The organism is Burkholderia cepacia (genome assembly GCF_029962485.1).
Taxonomy (GTDB): Bacteria; Pseudomonadota; Gammaproteobacteria; order Burkholderiales; family Burkholderiaceae; genus Burkholderia.
The window spans coordinates 1,455,630-1,477,303 of the sequence record NZ_CP073637.1 but is presented as its reverse complement, the minus strand read 5'-3'; the positions used below and the strand labels follow the sequence as shown (position 1 = coordinate 1,477,303).

Genomic DNA, 21,674 nt, shown 5'->3' with positions numbered 1-21,674 from the left:
CGCGCACCTGGCACAGGCGCGCATCCATTCGTCACACTATCTCAAAAATAGGACAAAACTTACGCGAATTCGTGACGGTGAAGCGAAAAAAACCTCAATCCCGTCGGAAATACTGCACGAGAGGGACGAATGGTAAGAATTGCGCCGTTGTCGCCGGACGGGCCGAACGGCATACTGCCGGCGCGGTGCGGCTGGCTGGCGGCGATCCGTTGCGGACCGCCCGGGACGCGCTGCCGCGAGGCGGCGCGTATGCTACCGCAATCCCGCGACGCCGGATGCGCTTTCTTTCACGGAAAACTGACTTGAATCAAATCGTCGACACCGCCACCCCGTCCCCCGACACGCTGCTGCGCGTCATCGCCGTACAGACCGAGATCGCGAAGCTCGGCCTCGACCTCGGCAGCGTGTGATGGCCTATGTGGCCGAGCAGGTGCCGCTGCTCACCGGTGCGAGCGCCGCCGCGGTCGAGTTCGCGGAAGGCGACGACATGGTGTACCGCGCCGCGTCGGGCACCGCCGCGGGGATGCTCGGGCTGCGGCTGCGCCGCTCGGGCAGCCTGTCGGGCCTGTGCGTGCAGCAAGGCGAATTGCTGCACTGCGTCGATTCGGAAACCGACCCGCGAGTCGATCGCGATGCGTGCCGCCGAGTCGGCTTGCGCTCGATGCTCGTGATGCCGCTCACGCATGCCGACACGACGGTCGGCGTGCTGAAGGTGATGTCGCCGGACATCGACGGTTTCTCGCCCGCCGACGCCGGCACGCTGCGGCTGACGGCCGAGCTGATCGCCGCCGCGATGTTTCACGCGGCGCGCAACGAGGCGAACGAGCTGTACCTGCGCGCAACACATGACGCGCTCACGGGCCTGCCGAACCGCGCGCTGTTCTACGACCGCCTGCGGCAGTCGATGCACACGGCGCTGCGCGCGAACGGCCGGCTCGGCATCCTCAACATCGACATGGACGGGCTGAAGCCGATCAACGACGGGTTCGGCCACCGCGCGGGCGACGCCGCGCTGCGCGAGATCGCCACGCGCATGCAGGGCGCGGTGCGGCGCTCGGATACGGTCGCACGTGTCGGCGGCGACGAATTCGCGGTGATCCTGCCGAACATCGGCACCCGCGACGACGCGCACGCGCAATGCACGCGGCTCGCGCAACAGGTCGGCGAACCGTTCGAATTCGAGGGGCGCGCGTTGCGGCTCGGCGTCAGCGTCGGGATCGCGATGATGCCCGACGACGGCACCGAGATGACCGCGCTGATCGAGCATGCCGATCAGGCGATGTACGAGGCCAAGCGGACGCGATCGCAGCGTGCGATGTGCGCATAGCGCGCACCCGGAGGAAGTCCACCTGGAAAGTGGGACAAAGGCCCGCCCATGATTGGCGTGTCGTGGCGCTAGCCGATTTGTGGAACGGCAATCGCGAGCCCGACCGCGAGCCACTGCACGATCGCGATCAGCACGCCGGCCCGGCACAGCCCGACCGCGCCGCGCACCCGCGCATCGAGCGAGCGCCCGGCCTTCGCCGCGTCGATCCAGCCGAGATCGGCGAGCGCGCGGTCGAGCGCCGCGAGCCCGTCGTCGACCGCCCCGTCGCCCGCCGCCCGCGCGAGCGCGGCGAACAGCCGGCGGTCGATCTCGATGCGCACCGCGTACCACAGCGCCGCGATCCCCGAGCCCGTGCTGACGACCGCCAGCAGCACGCGCGCGATCGTCGCCGGCGCCCAGCCCGATGCAATCCACCAGCCCGCGCCGGCCGCGGCCAGCGCGGCCGCGATCGCCCACGCGCCTGCATCGAGCGCGCCGCGCGCGGCGGCAATCCGGAACGGGGCGGACGGATCGCGCATCACACGCTGCCTGCCGCGCCACGACGGCGATCGATCCAGTGCTGCAGCACGGCCACGCCATCGTCCGACCACACCGCGTGCGGCCGCACCGCGCGCACCGCGGCCAGCGCGTCGCGCGCATCGCCGAACCCGCGCCGCGCGGCGAGCCACGCGGCCGCGCACAACACGCTGCGCCCGTAGCCGAGCGCGCAGCAAACCAGCACGTCGCGCCCTTCCCCGTGCAGGCGCTCGAGCGCTGCGACAGCCTGTGCGAGCTGCGCCGCGGTCGGTGCGACGAGGTCGAGCTGCGGCACGGCCGCATACGCAAGCGACGCATCGGCCGCCGTCCAGCGCGGCATCTCGGCGGTCAGATCGACCAGCGCCGTGAAGCCGTGGCGCCGTATTTCACGCGTCGTCGGCGTGCGGCCGATCGACACGCGTTCGTCGATCCGCACCGGGGCCGGCTGCCGGAACGTCCACAGCCGCGAATTGACGAATGCACCGGCGATCGTCGGTGCGAGCAGCCAGCGGATGAATACCGGGAAGCGCCCGTGCGCATCCTTCTGGAACGCGCCGGGTGCGCCGCGCCGGTAGGCCCACGCAACGCACGCGAGCGCCAGCGCGACCCACCCGGCCGCCAGCGCCCAGCCCGGTGCGCGCGGCACGCACCACAGCGCCGCGAGCGCGACCAGCGCCGCACCGAACGCATAACGGCGTGCGAGCGCACGGCCGGCCGCACCCGGCGCCCCATCCGCGCCCGGCAGCCGCCCCGCGACATCGCGCAGCGGAAACAGGAACAGCGCGAGACAGCCGACGGCCGCGCCGGTCGGCACGTCGATCGCGTGATGCTGGTAGGTCGTCAACACCGACACGCCGATCGCCGCGAACCACAGATGCAGCACGATGCGCGCGACCGTGCCGCGTACATGCTTCGCATAGACGGCCCACAGCACGACGAGCAAGCCGATGTGCAGCGACGGCGCCTGGTTGAACGGCTTGTCGAATCCCATCAGCAGCGTGAACAGCGCGCCGGCCACGCCGCCCGCGTCGGGCCGCTCGAATCCGAAGCGCAGCGGCCACGCGATGAAGCACGCGACCGACACCAGTTGCACGGTCAGCAGGCGCTTCACGTGATCGAGCAGATCGTCGCGGCGCGTCCAGAAGAAGAACGACAGCGCATACAGAAGATCGATCGACCAGTACGGCACGATCGTCCACGGCACGAACGGGATCGCGTGCTCCCAGCCGAACGCGAACGTCGGCACCGCCGCACGGCGCGCCGCGAGCCAGTTCGCGAAGCCGTACGTGGAGAAGAACACGGCGCCCATCGCCACGAGCCAGCCAAAGCGCAGCGCGAACGACGCGTCGCGTGCGCCGGCCGCCGACGCCTGCGCCGCCAGGCCGCGCGCTCCGCCGCCGAATTCGCTCATGACGCGTCGATCCGCTGCGCGAGGCTGACCGTGAAAATGCCCATCTCGTCGATCCGCTGATCGAGCTTGCGGAAGCCCGCTCGCGCGACGAGTTCGTCCATCTCGGCCTGCGAACGGCGCCGCATCACCCAGGTCGACTCGCCGCGATGGTTGTTCAGCGCACGCGCGATGAATTCGAGCTGCGGATGCCACGGCTGCCCCGTATAGACGAGATAACCGCCCGGCGGCACGGCCTGCGCGAGCCCGCGCAGCGAGCGTTCGATCAACGCGTTCTCGCCGAACAGTTCATACAGCCCCGACACGATCGCAAGCGTCGGACGCGGCTCCAGCGTCGCGAGCGACGTCTCGTCGAACGCGTCGCCGCGCTCGAAGCGCGCGATCGGCTCGAGCCCGCGCTGTGCGATCAGCACACGCCCGGCTTCCACGTTCGGCGGGCTGTAGTCGCGCAGCGTGATGTCGTCGGGCGCCGCGCCGTCGCGCTCGGCGGCCGTCGCGATCGCATCCAGCACGTAGCGCCCGTGGCCGGCCGCGATGTCGACGATCCGCACCGGCGTGCCATGGCCGCGCAGGCGGCCGATCGCCGTGCCGATCAGCTCCTGCAGGTGCACCTTGCGCTGGCGGATGCCGATCCAGCCCGGCGAATCGAGATACGTGCGGTCGATCAGCGCGCCGACGCCGAGCCGCCCCTGCGCGCGGTTGCGGTACACGTAGTCGAGCGTCGAGCCCGAATCGAAGCCGAGCCGCAGCCCGAGCGCGATGCCGTCCGACAGCGCGCCGCCCGCTTTCAAGCCGGCGCGCGTGAGCGCCCAGTACGCACGCGCGAACGCGTTCGCGGGCGGGCGGCCGAGCGCCGCGTATTCGTCGTGGAACGCGCCGCGCCGGTCGGCGTCGGCGAGCGACACGCGCGGGCTCGGCGCATCGAACTCGCGCAGCACGAACGCGCGCAGCGGCGCGAGCGCCTGTGCGCGGTCGCGCTCGCCAAGCGTGTCGTGATAGAAGCCCGGCAGCACGATGCGCTCCTTGCGCGCCGAGCCGAGCCGTTCGAAGAAGCGATCCTGCGGGCCGCGATGCACGACCCAGTCGGCGCCCGAGATCAGCAGTTGCGTCGGCACGGTGATCGCGGCCGCATCGGCGACGATCCGCTGCGCGGTGTCGTGCAGGTCGAGCAGCATGTTGACCGCGATCGGCCGCGTGATCAGCGGATCGGACGCGTAGCTCGCGATCCGCTCCGGATCGTGCGTGAGGAACTTCGGCTTTACGTAGCTGTTCACGTAGAACAGCCCGCGCAGCTTGTGCATCAGCCGCAGGCCCGGCCGCGCGAACGGTACGTAGAGCTTGATGTGGAACGCCGGCGATGCGACGACGAGCGCGCGGATCGGCGGCGCATAGTCGTGCGCCCAGGTCGCTGCGAGCACCGCGCCGACGCTCTGGCCGACCACGGCCATGTCCTCGATCGCGATGCCATGTGTATCGCGAATATGTTCGACGAAGGTCTGCAGGTCGCGCACCGATGCGGCCGCGCTCGGGCTGTAGCCGCGCGCACCCGGCGAACGGCCGTGGCCGCGCGCGTCCCAGGCGAAGAATGCGAAATCGGGCAGGTCGAGCTCGTCGACGAGGTGCGCGACACGCGCCGAATGTTCGTGGCCGCGATGCAGCAGCACGATGGCGCCGCGGCAATGCGGGCCCGTCGCGGGCCAGTGACGATAGAACAGCGTTTCGCCGTCGTGCGTGATGAAGTCGGCCTCACGTGCCGTGCGTGCGCTCATGTGTTTTTCTCTCGTTTCGTTATTCGTATCTTGGTGCGCCGCCCTCCGACGCCCGGTACCGCTACTGCCTTTGACTGCCGTTACTACTCTTTCAACCCTTTTCCGCGATGCCGGCCTGCACGCGCCGCACCACGGTCACGATCGACAGCACGATCAGCAGGCGCCACAGCCATGCGGCGACACCGCCGACCGGAAACCCGAGCCCGATCCACAGCGCGAATGCGCCGAGCGCAAGCGCGCGGTCGCTCTTGCCGAACGGGCCGTCGTAGCGGCGGCTCACACCGACCAGCGGGCCGATCAGCCCCGCGCATTCGACGATCACCGCCGTCAGCGCGAACAGCCAGACGTCCGCCGGAGCGAACGCCGGAATCGCGAGAAACGGCAGCACGAGCGCGACATCGGACACGACGTCGCCAAGTTCGTTCAGGTATGCGCCGAGCGTGCTCTTCTGGTTGTGCTCACGCGCGAGCATTCCGTCGATCGCATTGAGCGCCATCCGCACGAACAGCCACAACGGGATCAACAGGAACAGCGCGCGGGCAAACACGCCGAGCCCGGCGAGTGCGCCGACGACGATCGAGCCGCCGGCCGCGAACAGCGTGACCTGGTTGGCCGTGACGCCGCGCTCGGCGAGCGAGTTCGCGAACGGGCGCAGACGGTTCTGGAATTTGGGTTTGAGTGCGTAGAGGCTCATCGTTTCGTATTCGTATTGTTCGCGCGGCACGGTCCGACACGGTTCCCGCCGCCATGCCCCGGGCGGCAAAACGGCCTGCGTCGGCCTTCAGTGGACGGCCCTCATCGTCGCCGAGCCGCCCCGATGCGTCAAGCACGCGCATGGCGCGCCCGCGCGGCGGCAATCTGGCATTTTTGACGGAAACTCGCGATAATCCGCTGGCCCGATCGCAGCGAAGACCCCTTCGAACTGCGAACGGGCGCTCGTGCAACAGCCGATCATCACGCCGCCCACCGGCGCATTCGCCGCTACGCAACGTGGCGTGACGACGGCGAACCGTCCGATTATCGCGGACCTGCGACAGGCAGCCACGAACTTGAAAAAATTTAAACAAGGGCCGTCCGGCGCGCATCCTGCCGCGCCGGCATTCCGGGGTCCCGCCCGCCGCGCATGCGCAGCGGGCCATGCAGGCAGGCAGGAGGCACCGCGCCGATGAACATCCTCAACGTCTGGCAGCGCGATTTCCTGCTGTCCATCGTGCGGCTCGTCGCCGGCGCGTATCCGGTCTGGCATCAGGCGCCGCCATCCCCGACGCAGAAGATCTATTTCTCGAACCACACGAGCCACATCGATACGCTCGCGATCCTCGCCGCGCTGCCGCGCGACGTGCGCGCGGTCGTTCGGCCGGTCGCCGCGCGCGACTACTGGGACAGCAGCGACATGAAGCGGCACATCGCGCAGAAGCTGCTGAACGTCGTGCTGATCGACCGCCACCGCGAATCCGGCGGCGACCCGCTCGACCCCGTGCGCGACGCGCTGCGGCAGGGCCACTCGATCATCATCTTCCCGGAAGGCACGCGCGGCGCCGACGTCCTGCCGCAGCCGTTCAAGAGCGGGCTGTTTCATCTCGCGACCGAGTTCCCGGACGTCGCGCTCGCGCCCGTCTACCTCGAGAACCTGCAGCGCATCATGCCGAAGGGCGCGATCTGGCCCGTGCCGCTGATCTGCAAGGTGCATTTCGGCGCGAACGACGCGCTCGGCGCCCAGGAAGAAAAGCCGACGTTCCTCGCCCGCATGCGCGACGCCATAGTCGCGCTCGCGCCGCCGCAGCGGCCCGCGGGCTGAACGCGGCGCCCTCTTCTCCCTTTTCCGGATATCAACAATGCGAACAATCTTCTGGGAACTGGTCGCGGGCGTCACGGCCGTGCTCGTCGTCGCGACCGTGATCGGCACGATCCTCGGCGCGCGCAGCGGCGGCCAGAGCGCGACCATCGTCAACCTGAACCAGCGCATCCGCGCGTGGTGGGCGATGATCGCGATCATGGCCATCGCGATCGGCCTCGGCAACAACGTCACGTATCTCGTGTTCGCGCTGCTGTCGTACCTGACGCTGCGCGAGTTCATCACGCTCACGCCGACCACCGCGAGCGACCATACGACGCTGTTCATCGCGTTCTTCGTCGCGATCCCCGTGCAGTACCTGCTGCTCGGAATCAACTGGTACGGGATGTATTCGATCTTCGTGCCCGTGCACCTGTTCTTCGCGATGTCGCTCGTCTCGGCGCTCACGCAGGACACGCGCGAGTTCCTGAGCCGCAACGCGAAGATCAACTGGGCGCTGATGGTGTGCGTGTACGGGCTGAGCCATGCGCCGGCCGTGCTGATCCTCGACATCCCGCACTACGCGGGGCAGAACGCGCTGCTGCTGTTCTTCTTCCTGTTCGTCGTGCAGATCAGCGACGTGCTGCAGTACGTCGTCGGCAAGCTGTTCGGGAAGCGCAAGATCGCACCTCAGCTGTCGCCGTCGAAGACGATCGAAGGCTTCGTCGGCGGCGGCTTGCTGGCCACGCTGTGCGGCGCATCGCTGTATCGCGTGACGCCGTTCAGCTTCGGCGCGGCATTCGGGATCTCGCTCGCGATCGTGATCGCTGGCTTCGTCGGCGGGCTCGTGCTGTCGGCCGTCAAGCGCTCGCTTGGCACGAAAGACTGGGGCTCGATGATCGCCGGCCACGGCGGAATGCTCGATCGCGTCGACTCGATCTGCTTCGCCGCGCCGGTGTTCTTCCACCTCGTACGCTACCTGTACGTGTGATGCGCGGGCGGCGCAACGCCGCCCCTGCCTGCGCGAAGGATCAGTACCCTTCGCGCAATGCCTTCGGCACGACGTAGCGGCCGCGTGCCGCGTCGAACGTCACCGTATGGCGCGCGTGGATGGCCTTGTCGCCGCGCGTGCCCGTTTCCGTGACCGTCAGCGGATAGACGTCGCCGGTGCCGGTCAGGTCCGGCGCAACCTCGAAACGCCGTTCCTCGCACCTTGCCCGCGCGTTCGCACATTCGCTCGACTCCGTATTGTCGAGCGCCTCGTCGATGCGCGCCGCCGCCAGCACCAGCGCATTGCCGTACGGCAGCCAGATCGAGCGGAAGGCCTGCGTATAGCCTTGCCGCATGTCCCCTTCGCCGATGACGAACCCGAACAGGTGCGGCCCGAGGCGCTCGATGCGCACCGTGCCCGGCTCGCCGCGCTTGCCCGACGCGATCTCCGTTTTCTTCACGATCGGCTCGAGCGTCTTGCCGTCGGCCGTCGGCTTCAGCACGTACAGGTCGATCGTGCCGGTCGACGCGTCCGAATCCATGCCCGGCGTCCCGTTCTGTACCGCGGCCTCGGTCTCGCCGCACATCGCGAGCAGCGTGCGCGGGCCATCCGCGGTCGCGACGCGCAGCGAGCCGCATGGCGCATAGATGAAGTCGTCCCCGTCCGCCTGCCAGCCCTTGCGGTCGGCCCGCCACTTGCCGTAAGTGTCGTGGACGAAGTTTTTCAACGGAGGGGCAAGCTGAACCGGCTCGGCGGCATAAGCAGGCGACAGCGCGGCGAGCGCCGTGAGTACCGCGAGCGCGCCAAGTGCGGCGGCAGCCGCCAACCGCCGGCGGCATACGGCCTCGCCATTCGCGCCGGCCGGCGTTACGATCTCGTTCTTCACCCAGGCTCCGTTCGATGTGCGCGGGAATCTGCCCGCGAGCCCGTAGCGTACACGCACGGCGCGGCTCCGCAAGCGCGCATCGCACCTGCCCGACATGGACCTACACATAAACCTCACGTTGCAGGATGTCGCCTGGCACCGCTCGGTCGGACGGCTCATCGAGTCGCTCGACCAGCCGGGCTTCTGGCTGTCGCTGGTCCGGCTGATCGAGGAATACGTCGCGGTCGACAGCTGGGTCGCGTTGATGTTCGACGACGGCCGCCCGCAGGTATTCGCCGAATGCGCGTATGAAGGCGATGGCCCCGATCCGCTGTTCCGCGACTACGTGCAGGGGCTGTACCAGCTCGACCCGTTCTACATCGCGAACCGCGACGCGCCGAAGAGCGGCCTGTTCCGGCTGTCCGACGTCGCGCCCGAATGCTTCCGCGATACCGAGTACTACACGCTCTATTTCACGCACAACGTCGTTGAGGACGAAGTGCAGTTCAACGTCGTGCTCGACGATGCGCGCACGCTGTGCCTGTCGCTCGGCAACAAGCGGCGCTTCAGCCCCGGGCAGGTGGCGCTGCTCGACCTGATCCGGCCGTGGGTGGCCGGGCTGATGCGGCAGCGGCTCGCGTTCGAGCCTGCATCCGCGGACCATGCGCCGCCGCGCCGGCCCGGCGCACACGAAGGCTTCGAGCAGGCGATGGCGCGGCTCGGCACGCCGCTGACCGCACGCGAACTCGACGTGATCCGGCTGATCCTGAGCGGCCGCTCGAACAAGGAAGTCGCGAACAAGCTGGCGATTTCCGCCGAAACTGTCAAGGTGCATCGCCGCAACATCTACGGGAAACTCGCGATCAACTCGCAATCGGAGCTGTTTTCACTGTTCCTGAAGGCGCAGACCGACGCGTAACGCGGACTGCCGCCGCGAGCCGGTACGGGCAAGGACACGGGCAATCCCCGGCTGACGCCCGCATGGCGCTCGCGTATGGTCTGCGTATCGTTCATCCTCCCGGGCACCCGTCATGCTCACCCCTCCATCCGCCCTGCCCTGCCACGGCGGCCCCGTCATCGGCGTGCGGCCGCAAACACTCGGCAACGCGATCCGGGCGGCCGGCACCGCCGGGTTCGCCGACGCCGTCGCCGGCTTCGTCAACGAGAGCATCGTCATCGACGCGATCCACCTCGAACGCTGGCGGCCCGATCCGGGTGTTGCGTCCGGCTACCTGATCGAATGGTTCGGAAGCTGGGGCGACCGCCATCACGAGCTGTGCGTGCTGATGGACGCGTACTACCGCGATTTCTGGCAGACCGATCCGCTCGTCGCGCCGGTGCGCGGCACGAACGGCACGCTGCTGTTGCAGCGGCACGTCGGCGGCCTCCCCGACGGCGATTTTCGTCGGCGCTTCTTCGACGAACAGCGTGTCACCCAGGAATGCATGCTCGTGCACGGCAACGCGAACGTGCAGTACGCGCTGTCGATCACGCGCTCGACCGATCACACCGCGTTCAGTCGCGACGAGCTGTTTCACCTGCGGCAGATGGCCGACCTGCTGTTCCCGCTGCTCGACATGCATGCGCGTTCGTGCGCCGCGCGGCGCATCGCGCCGGCGGCCGGTCACGCACCGTCGCATCACGGCTTCGACACGCGCGTCGCGCGGCAGGATGTGCGGCTGTCGCGCCGCGAGCAGGAAATCTGCAAGCTGCTGCTGAGCGGCCGCTCGGTACCGGAAGCGGCCGCGCTGCTCGACATCCGCCATTCCACCGCCGAAACCTACGTGAAGCGCGCGTTCGCGAAGCTCGGCTTGCGCACACGCGGCGAACTGTTCGACTGGGCGCTGCTCGACGGTTAGCGGCGGCGCGAACCACCGCTATCGGCGACCCGCTATCGGCCGCGCGGGCCGCGCAAAACGGGGAGCCGACACGATCCTCGCCGGACTGGATCGTCTGCGCCCGCGTGCGACACGCGCCGGTCGCGGCGGCACGGACGATGACGGCGCGCGAGCTCGACGTGATCCGGCTGATCCTGAGCGGACGCTCGAACAAGGAAGTCGCGAACAAGCTGGAAATCTCGGCGGAAACTGTCAAGGTGCACCGTCGCAACATCTACGCCAAGCTCGCGATCAATTCGCAGTCGGAACTGTTTTCGCTGTTCCTGAAAGCCCAGACCGATACGTGACGACCGGCGGGCGGCGTGACGTGCCGCTCTCGCTCCCCCTCCCGTTCCGCCGATACGCGTTATCGGCTGCGTCTTCTGTGCAAACGAACCGCCCGCCCCTATCCTTGCGTGATCCGATCCGCCTGCCCGTGCGAGACGAAACGGGCGGCCTACGCTGGCCTGGGTTCTGATGGCACCTCCTCGTCAATCAGGACCTGTTCGCCGACCCTTGCAGAAGGGTCGGCGTTTTTTTTCGCCATGGCTTCCGGCACGTCGCCCGCGAGATCAATACCCCCGACGGGTTAACGCGTCGGCGGGATGGGCAAACGAATGGTTCGGCGCATACTAGGACCTCGTTCCAACCGCTCCGCCGCCTGCCGCGACGGGCCTCTTCCCCCGAAACCGCCCATGAAACTGAAGCTCGACATCGTGCAGCTCGCCGGTCGCGACGGCGACACGCACTACAACCTGCAGCGCACGCTCGAGGCGATCGCAACCTGCGCGCCCGGCACCGACATCGTGATGTTTCCCGAAGCGCAACTCACCGGCTTCCTCGACCCGTCGAATCTCGCGGCAGTCGCCGAGCCGCTCGACGGGCCGAGCATGGGCGCGGTGATCGCCGCCGCGCGCGCACGCGACGTCGCGGTCGTGGTCGGGTTGATCGAGAACGATGGCGGCCGCTTCTACAACACGACCGCGTTCGTGACGCCCGACGGCATCGCGCTGCGCTATCGCAAGACGCATCTGTGGGTGAGCGAGCACGGCGTCGTGCTGCCCGGCGACCGCTACGCGACCGTCGAATGGCGCGGCGTGCGGATCGGCCTGCTGATCTGCTACGACAGCGAATTTCCGGAAACCGGCCGCGCGCTCGCGACGCTCGGCGCGCAGCTGATCCTCGTGACCGACGGCAACATGGAGCCGTACCGCAACGTCCACCGCACGTCGGTGTCGGCGCGCGCGATGGAGAACCAGGTGTTCGCGGCGGTCGCCAATCGCGTCGGCGACAGCGCGCACGACGTCGTGTTCGCCGGCGGCAGCCTGGCGGCCGATCCGTTCGGCAACCTGATCTTCGAAGCCGGCAACACCGAATCGCGTCATGCTGTCGAATTCGATTTCGACCAGCTCGCCGCTTCGCGCGCGGTCTACGACTATCGCAACGATCAGCGCCTGCACATCGCCGGCGAGCGCATCGAGCATGCGGACGGGCGTCGCGAACTGCTGATTCCGTAACGGGCATCGACCCGCCCGGCGGCGGCGACGCCACGCATCACGCCGGGTCGGGCACCTCGATCGCCAGCAACGCCGAACTGACCGACTTGCCGTGCGCATCGAGTGCGAGCGAACGCGTCACGCCGCCGCCGAGCGCATCGCGCAGCACGAAATTGAACGCGGCGAGCGCCGGTAGCTCGTAACGCACGACGTCACCACGCACGATGCCCGCGAGCCATGCCTTCACCGCTTGCGCATCCAGATGCGTGCGCAGATGGTCGTAATGACGCGGATCGCGGCAGATGACCGACACGTTCAGCGTATTGCCCTTGTCACCGGTGCGCGCATGCGCGAGTTCACGCAGTTGCATCATGCCTCCACGAATGAAAACGACGGCGTCACGGCCGCACGCGGCAGCAGCACCGACTGCACGGCGATCACCTCGCGCGTCGACTTGAACGCGCCGCCGCCGCCGGCCGGCCCGTTCGTATAGAGCGTCTCGACTTCGTTGCCGATCCGCGCGGCCTCGGCAGCGCTCGCCGCGCGGCCGGCCACCCGCACGCGCACCTCGGCCGGCTCGCCGCGCACGGGCGGCGTTGCGTCGCCATACAGCGAATCGACGCCGATCAGGTCGAAGCGCCACTCGGTCGCCGCGACGCCGGTCAGCGCCAGCCGCTCGCGGACGATGTCGAGCGCAAGGCGCGCGCGTGCGAGCGCACCCGGGCCGCCGTACGAGATCTGGCCTTCGCCAATGTAGCCGTCGACGTACGCCACCGACACCTTCAGCGTATCGGGCCGCGTGGTGCCGCGCCCGCCCGTCACGCGCACGCGATCCGTCGCCTCCTCGGCAACCGCGACGCGCGTGAAATCCGCGACGACGTCCGGCTGCAGATACCGCGCCGGATCGTGAATTTCGTAGAGCAGTTGCTCCTTGCAGGTCGCCGCGCTCACGCGGCCGCCCGCATGCGGCACCTTCGTGATCACGACCGAGCCATCGGCCGCGACTTCGCCGATCGGGAAGCCGAGCCGCGCCAGGTTCGGCACGTCCTTGTAGCCGGGATCCGCGAAATAGCCGCCCGTCACCTGCCCCGCGCATTCGAGCAGATGGCCGACAACGGTCGCGGCCCCAAGCGTGTCCCAGTCGTCCATCCGCCAGCCGAAAGCGTGGATCAGCGGCGCGGCGAACAGCGACGGATCGGCGACGCGCCCGGTCAGCACGACGTCCGCACCGGCCGCGAGCGCGTCGACGATCGGCGCGGCGCCGAGGTACGCATTCGCGGACACGATGCGGTCGCGATACGCGGCGACTTCGTCACCCGATTCCTCGAAACGGAATGCGCCGCGCAACACGACATCGAGCACGTCGTCGCCCTCGACCGCCGCGACCTTCAGCCCCGCGATGCCGAGCGATTGCGCGATCTGCGCGGTGCGCATTGCCGCTGCGCGCGGGTTCGCCGCGCCCATGTTCGATACGATGCGCACGCCGTTCGGCACGGCGACCGGCAGCACCGCATGCATCCGTGCGTCGAGCAGCGGATCGTAGCCGAGCGCCGGGTCCTTGCGGCGCGCCTGCTGCGCGATCGCGATCGTGCGCTCGGCCAGGCATTCGAAGACGAGATAGTCGAGCTGCCCGTGTTCGGCCAGTTCGACCGCGGGCTCGATCCGGTCGCCCGAGTAGCCGGCGCCCGCGCCGATGCGCACACGCCGTTCAGGTTGTTGTGCTGTCATGTCCGTACCGTCGTCCGGCGGGTTGCGCCGCCGGGAAAAATCAAAAGATGCCCAGCACGACGCACGCGATCGTCATCACGATCGAGGCGCCGAACAGCAGCGGGAACGTGAATTTCTGGTGCTCGGCCAGCTCGATGCCGCACAGGCCGACGACGAGGAACGTCGCGGGTGTCAGCGGGCTGACCGGGAACCCCGTCGTCATCTGGCCGAGCAGCGCGGCCTGCCCGACCTGTACCGCCGGCACACCCAACTGGCCGGCCACTTCGGCGATCACGGGCAGCACGCCAAAGTAGAACGAATCGGGATCGAACAGCATGCTGAGCGGCATCGACGCAATCCCGAGCACGACCGGAATGTGGCCGGCCATCGACGGCGGCACGAAGCCGACCGCCGCCTGCGCCATCGCCTTCAGCATGCCGCTGCCCTGCATGATCCCCGTGAACACGCCGGCCGCGAGCAGGATGCCGGCCATCATCAGCGCGGCACGCGCATGCGCGTCGATGCGCTTGCGTTGCATGTCGACGTCCGGGTAATTCACCATCAGCGCGATGCACAGCCCGACCATGAACATGATCGCGGGCGGGATCTTCTCGCCCATCACGACCATCGTGCCAAGCACGACGAGCGTCAGCACGAGGTTGAACCAGAACAGGTGCGGCCGGCGCAGCGCCTGTTCGTCGGGCGTCAGCTCGCGCTTGGGCAGCGGGATGGACGCAGCGTCGCGCGACAGGCCGAGCCGCTTCTCCTCGCGCCGCCCGAGCCAGTATGCAACGCCGAACACGAACACGAGCCCGATCGCCTGCACCGGGATCAGCGGATTGAACAGCGCCGACACCGGCAGGTGCAGCGACGCCGACGCGCGGATCATCGGCCCCGTCCACGGCAGGAAGTTGATGCCCGCGGCCATCGATACGGCCGCGGCCAGCACGCGCCGGTCCATCTTCAGCCGATCGTACAGCGGCAGCACGGCCGGAATCGTCACGAGAAAGCAGACGGCGCCCGAGCCGTCGAGGTGGATCAGCAGCGCGAGCAGCGTCGTGCCCATCACGATCCGCGTCGGCCGCGTGCCGACCGCGCGCAGGATGCGGTCGATGATCGGGTCGAGCGTGCCGGCATCGGTGATCGTGCCGAAATACAGGATCGCGAATACGAACATTCCGACCACGGGCGCGAGGCCCTTCAGCCCGTCGATGACGAACTTGCTGGTATGCAGCCCGAAGCCGCCGATCAGCGAGGCCGCGATCGGCACGATGATCAGCGCGACGAGCGGCGACATCCGCTTCGACAGAATCGCGGCCAGCAGCACGACGATCGTGCCAAGCCCGAGTAACGGCAGCATCCGTGTCTCCTACCTTGTCTTTTGTTGGAGACGAGCGTAAGGTCGGCGCAGCGATAGCACAATTGAAATGATTTGATCGCAGCAATCACGAATCGTTATGGATCTGAATCTTCGCGACATCCGCGCGTTCGTCACCGTCGCGCACGCCGGCAACTTCACGCGCGCCGCCGCGCGGCTGCACCTGTCGCAGCCGGCGTTGACCGTGCAGATCCGCCGGCTCGAGGAAATCGTCGGCGCGCGGCTGTTCGACCGCAACAGCCGCAGCGTCGCGCTCACGCAGACCGGGCGCGAGCTGCTGCCGCTGCTGCAGCGCTCGCTCGACGACATGGAGCGCGTGCTGCGCGATGCGCGCGCGCTCGGCGAAGGCGCGAGCGGTACGGTGCGGCTCGCGTGCCTGCCGACCTTCGCATCCAGCGTGCTGCCGGAGCTGATCCAGTCGTTCCGGCGCGACGTGCCGCGCGCGGGTTTCGAAATCCGCGACGGCGTCGCGAGCCTCGTCACCGCGCTCGTGCGCAACGAGGAAGCCGATCTCGGATTGACGGGCGGCGACACGTTCGATGCATCGCTGGAAGTGCTGTATGCGGGCGCCGACCGGCTCGTCGCCGTATGCCCGAAGGATCATCCGCTCGCGCGCAAGCGCCGCGTGAGCACGGCCGACGTCGCGGCCGTGCCGCTCGTGCTCACCGCGCAAGGTACGAGCGTGCGCAGCGTCGTCGATGCCGCGCTGGAAGCGGCCGGCTGCACGCCCGAGATCGCATGCGAGCCGACCTACATGATGACGGCCGTCGCGATGGTGCGCGGCGGCCTCGGCGTGACGATCCTGCCCGCAACCGCGCGCGAGGTGCGCGCCGAGCCCGAACTAGTCGCGAAGCCGATCGACGATCCCGCGTTCGTGCGGCCGATCGCGCTCGTCACGAAACGCGGGCGCACGCTGCCGCGCGTTGCGCAGGCGTTCGCCGAAGCAATGCTGGCGGAATTGAAAAAGCGCGCGTGAACCGCGCGCCCTGACAATGAATGGTCAGTGGCCAGACGCCTACTGCGCGTCCGGATCGACGTGCAGCGATTCGCCGATCGCATAGAAATTGCCGCCCGCGATGTAGTGCAGGCTGCGCAGCGCCGGATCGGCCGATTCGAAATACCAGTGACCGTCACGGAACACGCGCGTGTCGGACCACGCACCGACCACTTCGCCGATGAACAGGTCGTAGGTCTGCTGGTTGTGCGGCTCGGGAATCAGCTTGCACGCGAGCCAGCCCGAGCAACCGGCGACGAACGGCAGGTCGTGGCCCTCGACGTCGAACAGCGTGACACCCGCTTCGCGCAGCTTGTCCGGCCGCTCGGCAAGACTGTGGCTGCCGACCGCGTGTGTGAGCTGAATCTGCGCGGCCGTCGGCACCTGGATCACGAACGTGCCGCTGCGCTCGACGAGCTCGCGCGTCTTCGCGGACTTGTCGAGCACGACCGTCAGCTTCGGCGGCATGAAGTCCAGCGCGCACGCCCACGCGGCGGCCATCACGTTGTCGACGCCGTCGTGGCGGGCCGACACGAGCACGGTCGGGCCGTGGTTGAGGAGACGGTAGGCTTTCTTCAGCTCCACCGGAGCGATGTGACTGTCCATACGGGTTCCTTGGAGAACGGCGCGCACGGACGGATGCCGTGCGGCGCGGCGCCGGCCGGCGCACCTGCGCGCGCGTGCGGCAGGCCGCATTCTCGCACCCAAATTCAATCGGCGCTGACGCCGCCGCCGATCACTTCGCGAACAGCTGGCCGATATCGCGGAACGCCTTGAATTCGAGCGCATTGCCGCACGGGTCGAACAGGAACATCGTCGCCTGTTCGCCGACCTGCCCCTTGAACCGCACATACGGTTCGATCGCGAAGGTCACGCCGAACGATTTCAACCGCTCGGCCAGCGCTTCCCAGCTCGCCCAGTCGAGCACGATCCCGAAATGCGGTACCGGCACGTCGTGGCCGTCGACGGCATTCGTGTGCGCGTCTTCCTGCGATGCGGTCTTCGGATGCTCGTGGATCACGAGCTGGTGCCCGTAGAAGTCGAAGTCGACCCATTGCGCGCTCGAACGCCCCTCTTCCAGCCCGAACACGCGGCCATAGAAATCGCGCGCGGCAGGCAGGTCGTGGACCGGAATCGCCAGGTGAAACGGGGAAAGACTCATGGTTGCCTCGTGAAGGAACGCTCGCGTGGCGCGAGGATCGCATCATGGTAGACAACGCCGGGCAAAAATTAAATCAATATATAGTTTTGTGATTCACAAACGGAATTGATCAATGATCCGCGAGCTGAAAACCCTCATCGCCGTCGCCCGGGAAGGCACGTTCGCCGCCGCGGGCAACCGTATCGGCCTGACGCAGGCGGCTGTCAGCGCGCAGATGCAGCGTCTCGAAGCCGAACTCGGCTTCGCGCTGTTCGACCGGCAAGGCCGCGCGGCCCGCCTCAACGAGCGCGGTCATCACGTGCTCGACCAGGCACAGGCGCTGATCGGCCTGTACGAGAACCTGAGCTCGACCGCGCCCGGCTCGCCGACCGCCGTGCGCGTGACGATCGGCGCGATCGCGTCGGTGCAGAGCGCGTTGCTGCCGGCCGCGCTGGCCGACTTCCATCGCCGGCAGCCCGCGTGCCGCACGCGCGTGATCCCGGGGCTCTCAATCGAGCTGGTCAACCGGGTCGATGCGGGCGAGATCGACATGGCCGCGATCATCCGTCCGCCGTTTTCGCTGCAGAGCGACCTGCACTGGACGACGCTCGCGCAGGAGCCGTTCCGGCTGATCGTGCCGCGCGGCGTGAAAGGCAAGGACTGGGCCGAACTGCTCGCGAGCGAACCGTTCGTCCGCTACGACCGTGCGTCGTTCGGCGGCCGCCAGGTCGATCGTTTCCTGAGAAAGATGCACATCGCGGTGCGCGACACCTGCGAACTCGACGAGCTCGATGCGATCGTCAAGCTGGTCGAGAACGGCGTCGGCGTCGCGATCGTGCCGCAGACGGCCGTGTATCGCCGCTGGCCGGCCGGCGTGCGCGCGATCGACCTCGGGCATCACACGTTCCACCGCGACATCGGGCTCGTGCATCGCGCGCGGCGCACGATGTCGGAACCGGCGCAGCAACTGGCGCAACTGATCGAAGCGGCGTCGCGGCCTGCCTGACCGGCGCGTGGCGGCTCAACGCCGCCCGGCTGCCCAGTCGACGGCCGCGTCGAACAGCGCGACACCGGCCGGCGACAGGTTCGTGAACGTGTCGTTGTCGAGGAAGAACATCACGCGACGCGCCGGCGCGAGCGCTTCGTAGTCCATCGTCGCGCCCTTCTCGTACGCGAAGATCGCCGCCTTGTCGGGTTGCCCGTACACGGTCGCGATCGTGATCGCGCCGAGCCCCGGCTTGCCCCAGCTCATCGGCGCCTGCTTGCCGTACACGTTGGTCGCGCCGGCCGGCAGGCCAGCCGCAATGGGATGCGGCGCGTTGACGAGCCACAGATAGCGCTCCTTGCCCGTTTCGCCGAAATCGACGTCGTGCCGCTTGCCCGTCATCGCGAGATCGTCGAGCAGGTCGTTTTCCCAGGTCACGAGCGGCTTGTCGAGCGTGCGCCAGCCGGGCCGCACGTTCTTCGACGACACCGTCGACGAGATCACGACGAGGTCGGCGTCGCGCGCCGCATCGGGCGTCGAGGACTCGTCGATCAGGCGCACCGCGTAGCCGCGTTCGCCGAGATGCTGGCTGATCCGTTCGTCGACCTTCAGGTTCGGGCCGCGCAACTGCACGAGCATCGCGACGCGCGTGACGGCAGCCGGCGCATCGGCTGCCCATGCAGGCGTCGATACGCCGATACCCAAGCCCGCGCCCAACGCGAGCACCGAGCCCGCGATCGTGCGCAATACGCGGCGTCGTGCGCCGTCGGCAACGGCGCGCACGGCGCCGGTCTTCATCTTCAGGTTCATCGAGATCTTCTCCAGGGTCGCGCGCCGGCGCACCGGCCGCGCGGCGATTGCGTGGTCAGAACTGCAGCGTGGTCAGCAGCGACACCTGTCGCGCGTCACCGATCGCGACGAAATAGCGGTTCGCGCTCGACGGGTAGTACGTGCGGTTGAACAGGTTCTTCACGTTGAGCTGGAACGACAGCTTCTGCTTGCCGATCCGCGTGTCATAGGTCGCGAACGCGTCGGCGAGCACGTACGACGGCAGCGTGAAGCTGTTCGCCGAATCGCCGGGCCGTGCGCCGACGTAGCGCGCGGCCGCGCCGACGCGCAGGTCATCGCCGCCGAGCACCGTGCCGAAGTCGTAGACGGCCGCGAGCGACGCGGTATGGCGCGCGACGTTCCACAGCTGGTTGCCCGCATACAGCGGATCCTCGGTGGTCTTCGCGTCGATATACGCGTAGCTCGCGATCACGTTCACGCGCTCGCCGATCTTGCCCGACACGTCGAGTTCGACCCCGCGCGAACGTGCCTTGCCCGATGTGCGCCAGTCGGTCAGCTTCGTCGCGTCGTTGTACTGCGATACGAGTACGTTCTTCTTGTCGATGTTGAACAGCGCGAGCGTGCCCGTCATCCCGCCCGGCAGGTCGAGCTTGCCGCCCACTTCCCACGCGGTCGCCTCCTCGGGCGGCGTCGAGCCGTCGATCATGTAGCCCGATGCCATCGGCGCGATCGACGACGACGGCTTCAGCGACTGCGAATAGCTACCGTACAGCGAGAACGTATCGGTCCACTTGTAGACGACACCCGCGCGCGGCAGCCACTTCGAGCCGCTCAGGTCGGTGTTCGCCTTGAACGGCCGGCCGCGCCCCGCGACCTGGTTGTAGGTGATGTAGCGCAGGCCGCCCGACACGATCCACTTGTCGGTCAGGTGAACGGTGTCCTGGAAGAACGCGGACGCATCGTGCAGCGTGTCGGTCTGGTCGCTGTCGCTCGCCGACACCGTGCTCGACGGCGGCAGCAGGCCGTACACCGGATCGATGTAGCTGAACGGCGTCTTCACGGCCTGGCGCAGCATGTCCTTGCGATAGATGCGGCGGTATTCGGTATCGAAACCGACCTGCACGTCGTGACGCATCCCGCCAAGCGTCAGCTTGCCGTTCACGTAGCCGACCCCGTAGCTGTCGGTGCTGAGCGAGCCGTGCGTCGCATCGTTGCTGCGCGTCATCGTGCCCGTCACCGGATCGACGCCGGTCGTGCGCAACTGGTTCGCGTCGTACGTCTCGCGGTTGTAGCTGTAGCCGAAATGCGCGCTCCAGTCCGCATTGAACTGGTGATCGACGGTCAGTTGCGCGAGATGCGATTCGCCGTCCATGTTGTTGAACGGCTCGTCGATCCGCCGCCGCGCGGGGATATCGAGCGGCGCATTGGTGCGCGGATCGAGCGCGGTGCCGCGATCGAACGGCGAATGGAACTTGCGGTACTGGTAGGACACCGCGACCTGCGTATCGCGGCCGTACCACGCGAGCGACGGTGCGACGAAGGTCTGCCGGTTCTCGCCGAAATTGCGCCAGTACTGCTCGTTCGACTGGTCGACGATCAGCCGGTACGCGAGCCGCGAATCGCCGATCGGCCCCGTCGAATCGAACGTCGCGCCGCCGCCGTTCTTGCCGTGCCCGAACGTCGACGCGCCGAGCGAAATCGCGTTGTAACGCTTGAGCTGCGGCTGCTTGGTGACGACGTTGATCATGCCGCCCGGATCCATCAGCCCGTACAGCAGCGACGTCGGCCCCTTCAGCACCTCGACGCTGTCGACCGCCGCGTTGAACGCACGACCCTGCACGAGCGGCATGCCGTTCTGCATGATCGAGCCGTCGCGGTTGCCGCCGAAGCCGCGCTTCATGATGGTGTCCTGCGTACCCGCGAGCGTGTTGCCCTGCGTGATGCCGCTCACATTGCCGAGCGCGTCGTCGAGATTGCGCGGACGCTGGTCGCGCAACACCTGCGCGGGCACGATGTTGACGGCCTGCGCGGTGTCGAGCAGCGGAATCTCCGAGCGCAGCACGCCGGCCTCTTTCGGCGCGCGATAGCTTTCGGCGCGCAGTGCGCTGGTACGCACGTTGATCGTCGGCAGCTCGGCGGCCGGTGCGACGCCGCCCGCCACGGGCCGCGCCGCCGCCCCGTCCGCGCGCATCAGCGTGTAACCGCCGCCCGGCTGGCGTAGCGCGACGAGCCCCGTGCCGGCCAGCAGGCGGTCAAACGCGCCATCGATGTCGAACCGGCCCTGCACGCCGCCGCTCGTCAGGCCGGCCGTCATCTCGGCCGGAAACGCGAGCAGGATGCCCGCGTCGCGCCCGAACCGGTTCAGCGCGGCCTCGAGCGGGCCGGCCGGAATGTCGAACGCGCGACGCGACGCGCGCTGTGCGGCGGGCGCCGCGTCGGTGTCGGTGTCGGCCAGCGCGGGCAGCGGCAGCAGCGCCGACAGCAGGACCGCGCCGGCCAGCCGGCGTGCAAGACGGCCCGGTGCGGCCGCGCGCGGCAGATGACGGGCGGGCGCCGGACGGCGCCGATACGTGAGACGGATGGAAACCATGATCGGAGAGTCGGTGGACGATGGGCCAGTGCTGCTTTCATTACCCATGTCACGCGAACATCGAAAA

20 protein-coding genes and 1 pseudogene are annotated in these 21,674 nt (G+C 68.3%); 9 read left to right on the top strand and 12 right to left on the bottom strand.

Features of this window, described 5'->3' with window-relative positions:
• The first annotated feature begins 409 nt into the window (after window positions 1-409).
• Complete coding sequence (locus tag KEC55_RS06865) at window positions 410-1,327, top strand: sensor domain-containing diguanylate cyclase (RefSeq protein ID WP_282507272.1); 918 nt, start codon at window positions 410-412, stop codon at window positions 1,325-1,327.
• A gap of 68 nt (window positions 1,328-1,395) precedes the next feature.
• On the opposite strand, the gene KEC55_RS06860 is transcribed toward KEC55_RS06865, so the two are convergent.
• The 4 genes from KEC55_RS06860 to KEC55_RS06845 form a co-directional block, all read right to left on the bottom strand.
• A complete protein-coding gene (locus tag KEC55_RS06860; RefSeq protein WP_282507271.1) occupies window positions 1,396-1,845 on the bottom strand; it encodes a hypothetical protein in 450 nt (149 codons plus the stop codon).
• The gene (locus KEC55_RS06855; protein WP_282507270.1) at window positions 1,845-3,254 is read right to left on the bottom strand and encodes a phosphatase PAP2/dual specificity phosphatase family protein; all 1,410 of its coding nucleotides are present in this window, start codon (window positions 3,252-3,254) and stop codon (window positions 1,845-1,847) included. The genes KEC55_RS06860 and KEC55_RS06855 overlap by 1 nt, the downstream gene beginning before the upstream one ends.
• Entirely contained in the window at window positions 3,251-5,020 is a 1,770-nt protein-coding gene (locus tag KEC55_RS06850) for a bifunctional alpha/beta hydrolase/class I SAM-dependent methyltransferase (RefSeq protein ID WP_282507269.1), read from the bottom strand. The genes KEC55_RS06855 and KEC55_RS06850 overlap by 4 nt, the downstream gene beginning before the upstream one ends.
• A 91-nt stretch (window positions 5,021-5,111) precedes the next feature.
• A complete protein-coding gene (locus KEC55_RS06845) occupies window positions 5,112-5,714 on the bottom strand; it encodes a CDP-alcohol phosphatidyltransferase family protein (protein WP_282507268.1) in 603 nt (200 codons plus the stop codon).
• A 471-nt stretch (window positions 5,715-6,185) separates the two neighbouring features.
• Here KEC55_RS06845 and KEC55_RS06840 point away from each other — a divergent pair, with 471 nt between their 5' ends.
• Complete coding sequence (locus tag KEC55_RS06840; protein WP_282507267.1) at window positions 6,186-6,818, top strand: lysophospholipid acyltransferase family protein; 633 nt, start codon at window positions 6,186-6,188, stop codon at window positions 6,816-6,818.
• A gap of 37 nt (window positions 6,819-6,855) precedes the next feature.
• Entirely contained in the window at window positions 6,856-7,785 is a 930-nt protein-coding gene (locus tag KEC55_RS06835) for a phosphatidate cytidylyltransferase (RefSeq protein WP_282507266.1), read from the top strand.
• A gap of 40 nt (window positions 7,786-7,825) precedes the next feature.
• Here KEC55_RS06835 and KEC55_RS06830 read toward each other — a convergent pair whose 3' ends face one another.
• Window positions 7,826-8,659, bottom strand: coding sequence for a topoisomerase IV (locus tag KEC55_RS06830; protein WP_432626291.1), 834 nt, complete (start codon window positions 8,657-8,659; stop codon window positions 7,826-7,828).
• Window positions 8,660-8,765: 106 nt separating this feature from the next.
• Here KEC55_RS06830 and KEC55_RS06825 point away from each other — a divergent pair, with 106 nt between their 5' ends.
• The 4 genes and pseudogenes from KEC55_RS06825 to KEC55_RS06810 form a co-directional block, all read left to right on the top strand.
• Window positions 8,766-9,569, top strand: a complete 804-nt coding sequence (locus KEC55_RS06825; RefSeq protein WP_282507265.1) for a helix-turn-helix transcriptional regulator — start codon at window positions 8,766-8,768, stop codon at window positions 9,567-9,569.
• A gap of 112 nt (window positions 9,570-9,681) precedes the next feature.
• A complete protein-coding gene (locus KEC55_RS06820) occupies window positions 9,682-10,509 on the top strand; it encodes a helix-turn-helix transcriptional regulator (RefSeq protein ID WP_282507264.1) in 828 nt (275 codons plus the stop codon).
• A 137-nt stretch (window positions 10,510-10,646) separates the two neighbouring features.
• Window positions 10,647-10,835 (top strand): response regulator transcription factor, encoded by a 189-nt coding sequence (locus KEC55_RS06815; protein ID WP_282507263.1) that lies wholly within the window; start codon window positions 10,647-10,649, stop codon window positions 10,833-10,835.
• A 297-nt stretch (window positions 10,836-11,132) separates the two neighbouring features.
• Window positions 11,133-11,846: pseudogene (locus KEC55_RS06810) on the top strand (nitrilase-related carbon-nitrogen hydrolase); the annotation flags it as partial.
• A gap of 235 nt (window positions 11,847-12,081) precedes the next feature.
• Here KEC55_RS06810 and KEC55_RS06805 read toward each other — a convergent pair.
• From KEC55_RS06805 to KEC55_RS06795, 3 genes are read right to left on the bottom strand one after another with little or no spacing between them, the layout of a single operon-like run.
• Window positions 12,082-12,393, bottom strand: coding sequence for an AtuA-related protein (locus KEC55_RS06805; protein WP_282507261.1), 312 nt, complete (start codon window positions 12,391-12,393; stop codon window positions 12,082-12,084).
• Window positions 12,393-13,751, bottom strand: coding sequence for an acyclic terpene utilization AtuA family protein (locus KEC55_RS06800; RefSeq protein WP_282507260.1), 1,359 nt, complete (start codon window positions 13,749-13,751; stop codon window positions 12,393-12,395). Before KEC55_RS06800 ends, KEC55_RS06805 begins: the two co-directional genes overlap by 1 nt.
• A 40-nt stretch (window positions 13,752-13,791) precedes the next feature.
• On the bottom strand, window positions 13,792-15,090 hold the full coding sequence (locus KEC55_RS06795; protein WP_282507259.1) for a CitMHS family transporter: 1,299 nt from the start codon (window positions 15,088-15,090) through the stop codon (window positions 13,792-13,794).
• 97 nt (window positions 15,091-15,187) lie between these two features.
• On the opposite strand from KEC55_RS06795, the gene KEC55_RS06790 reads away from it, so the two are divergent.
• Window positions 15,188-16,084, top strand: coding sequence for a LysR family transcriptional regulator (locus KEC55_RS06790; RefSeq protein WP_282507258.1), 897 nt, complete (start codon window positions 15,188-15,190; stop codon window positions 16,082-16,084).
• Window positions 16,085-16,123: 39 nt separating this feature from the next.
• On the opposite strand, the gene KEC55_RS06785 is transcribed toward KEC55_RS06790, so the two are convergent.
• On the bottom strand, window positions 16,124-16,708 hold the full coding sequence (locus KEC55_RS06785; protein ID WP_282507257.1) for a flavin reductase family protein: 585 nt from the start codon (window positions 16,706-16,708) through the stop codon (window positions 16,124-16,126).
• 130 nt (window positions 16,709-16,838) lie between these two features.
• Window positions 16,839-17,264 carry a VOC family protein gene (locus KEC55_RS06780; protein WP_282507256.1) on the bottom strand — a complete coding sequence of 142 codons (426 nt, stop codon included), beginning with the start codon at window positions 17,262-17,264 and terminating at the stop codon, window positions 16,839-16,841.
• 112 nt (window positions 17,265-17,376) lie between these two features.
• On the opposite strand from KEC55_RS06780, the gene KEC55_RS06775 reads away from it, so the two are divergent.
• Complete coding sequence (locus tag KEC55_RS06775; protein WP_282507255.1) at window positions 17,377-18,249, top strand: LysR family transcriptional regulator; 873 nt, start codon at window positions 17,377-17,379, stop codon at window positions 18,247-18,249.
• Between the two features lie 15 nt (window positions 18,250-18,264).
• Here KEC55_RS06775 and KEC55_RS06770 read toward each other — a convergent pair whose 3' ends face one another.
• Together KEC55_RS06770 and KEC55_RS06765 are read right to left on the bottom strand one after the other, a co-directional pair.
• On the bottom strand, window positions 18,265-19,038 hold the full coding sequence (locus KEC55_RS06770; protein ID WP_282507254.1) for a hypothetical protein: 774 nt from the start codon (window positions 19,036-19,038) through the stop codon (window positions 18,265-18,267).
• A gap of 55 nt (window positions 19,039-19,093) precedes the next feature.
• Window positions 19,094-21,655 (bottom strand): TonB-dependent siderophore receptor, encoded by a 2,562-nt coding sequence (locus KEC55_RS06765; protein ID WP_282507253.1) that lies wholly within the window; start codon window positions 21,653-21,655, stop codon window positions 19,094-19,096.
• Window positions 21,656-21,674 lie beyond the last annotated feature (19 nt).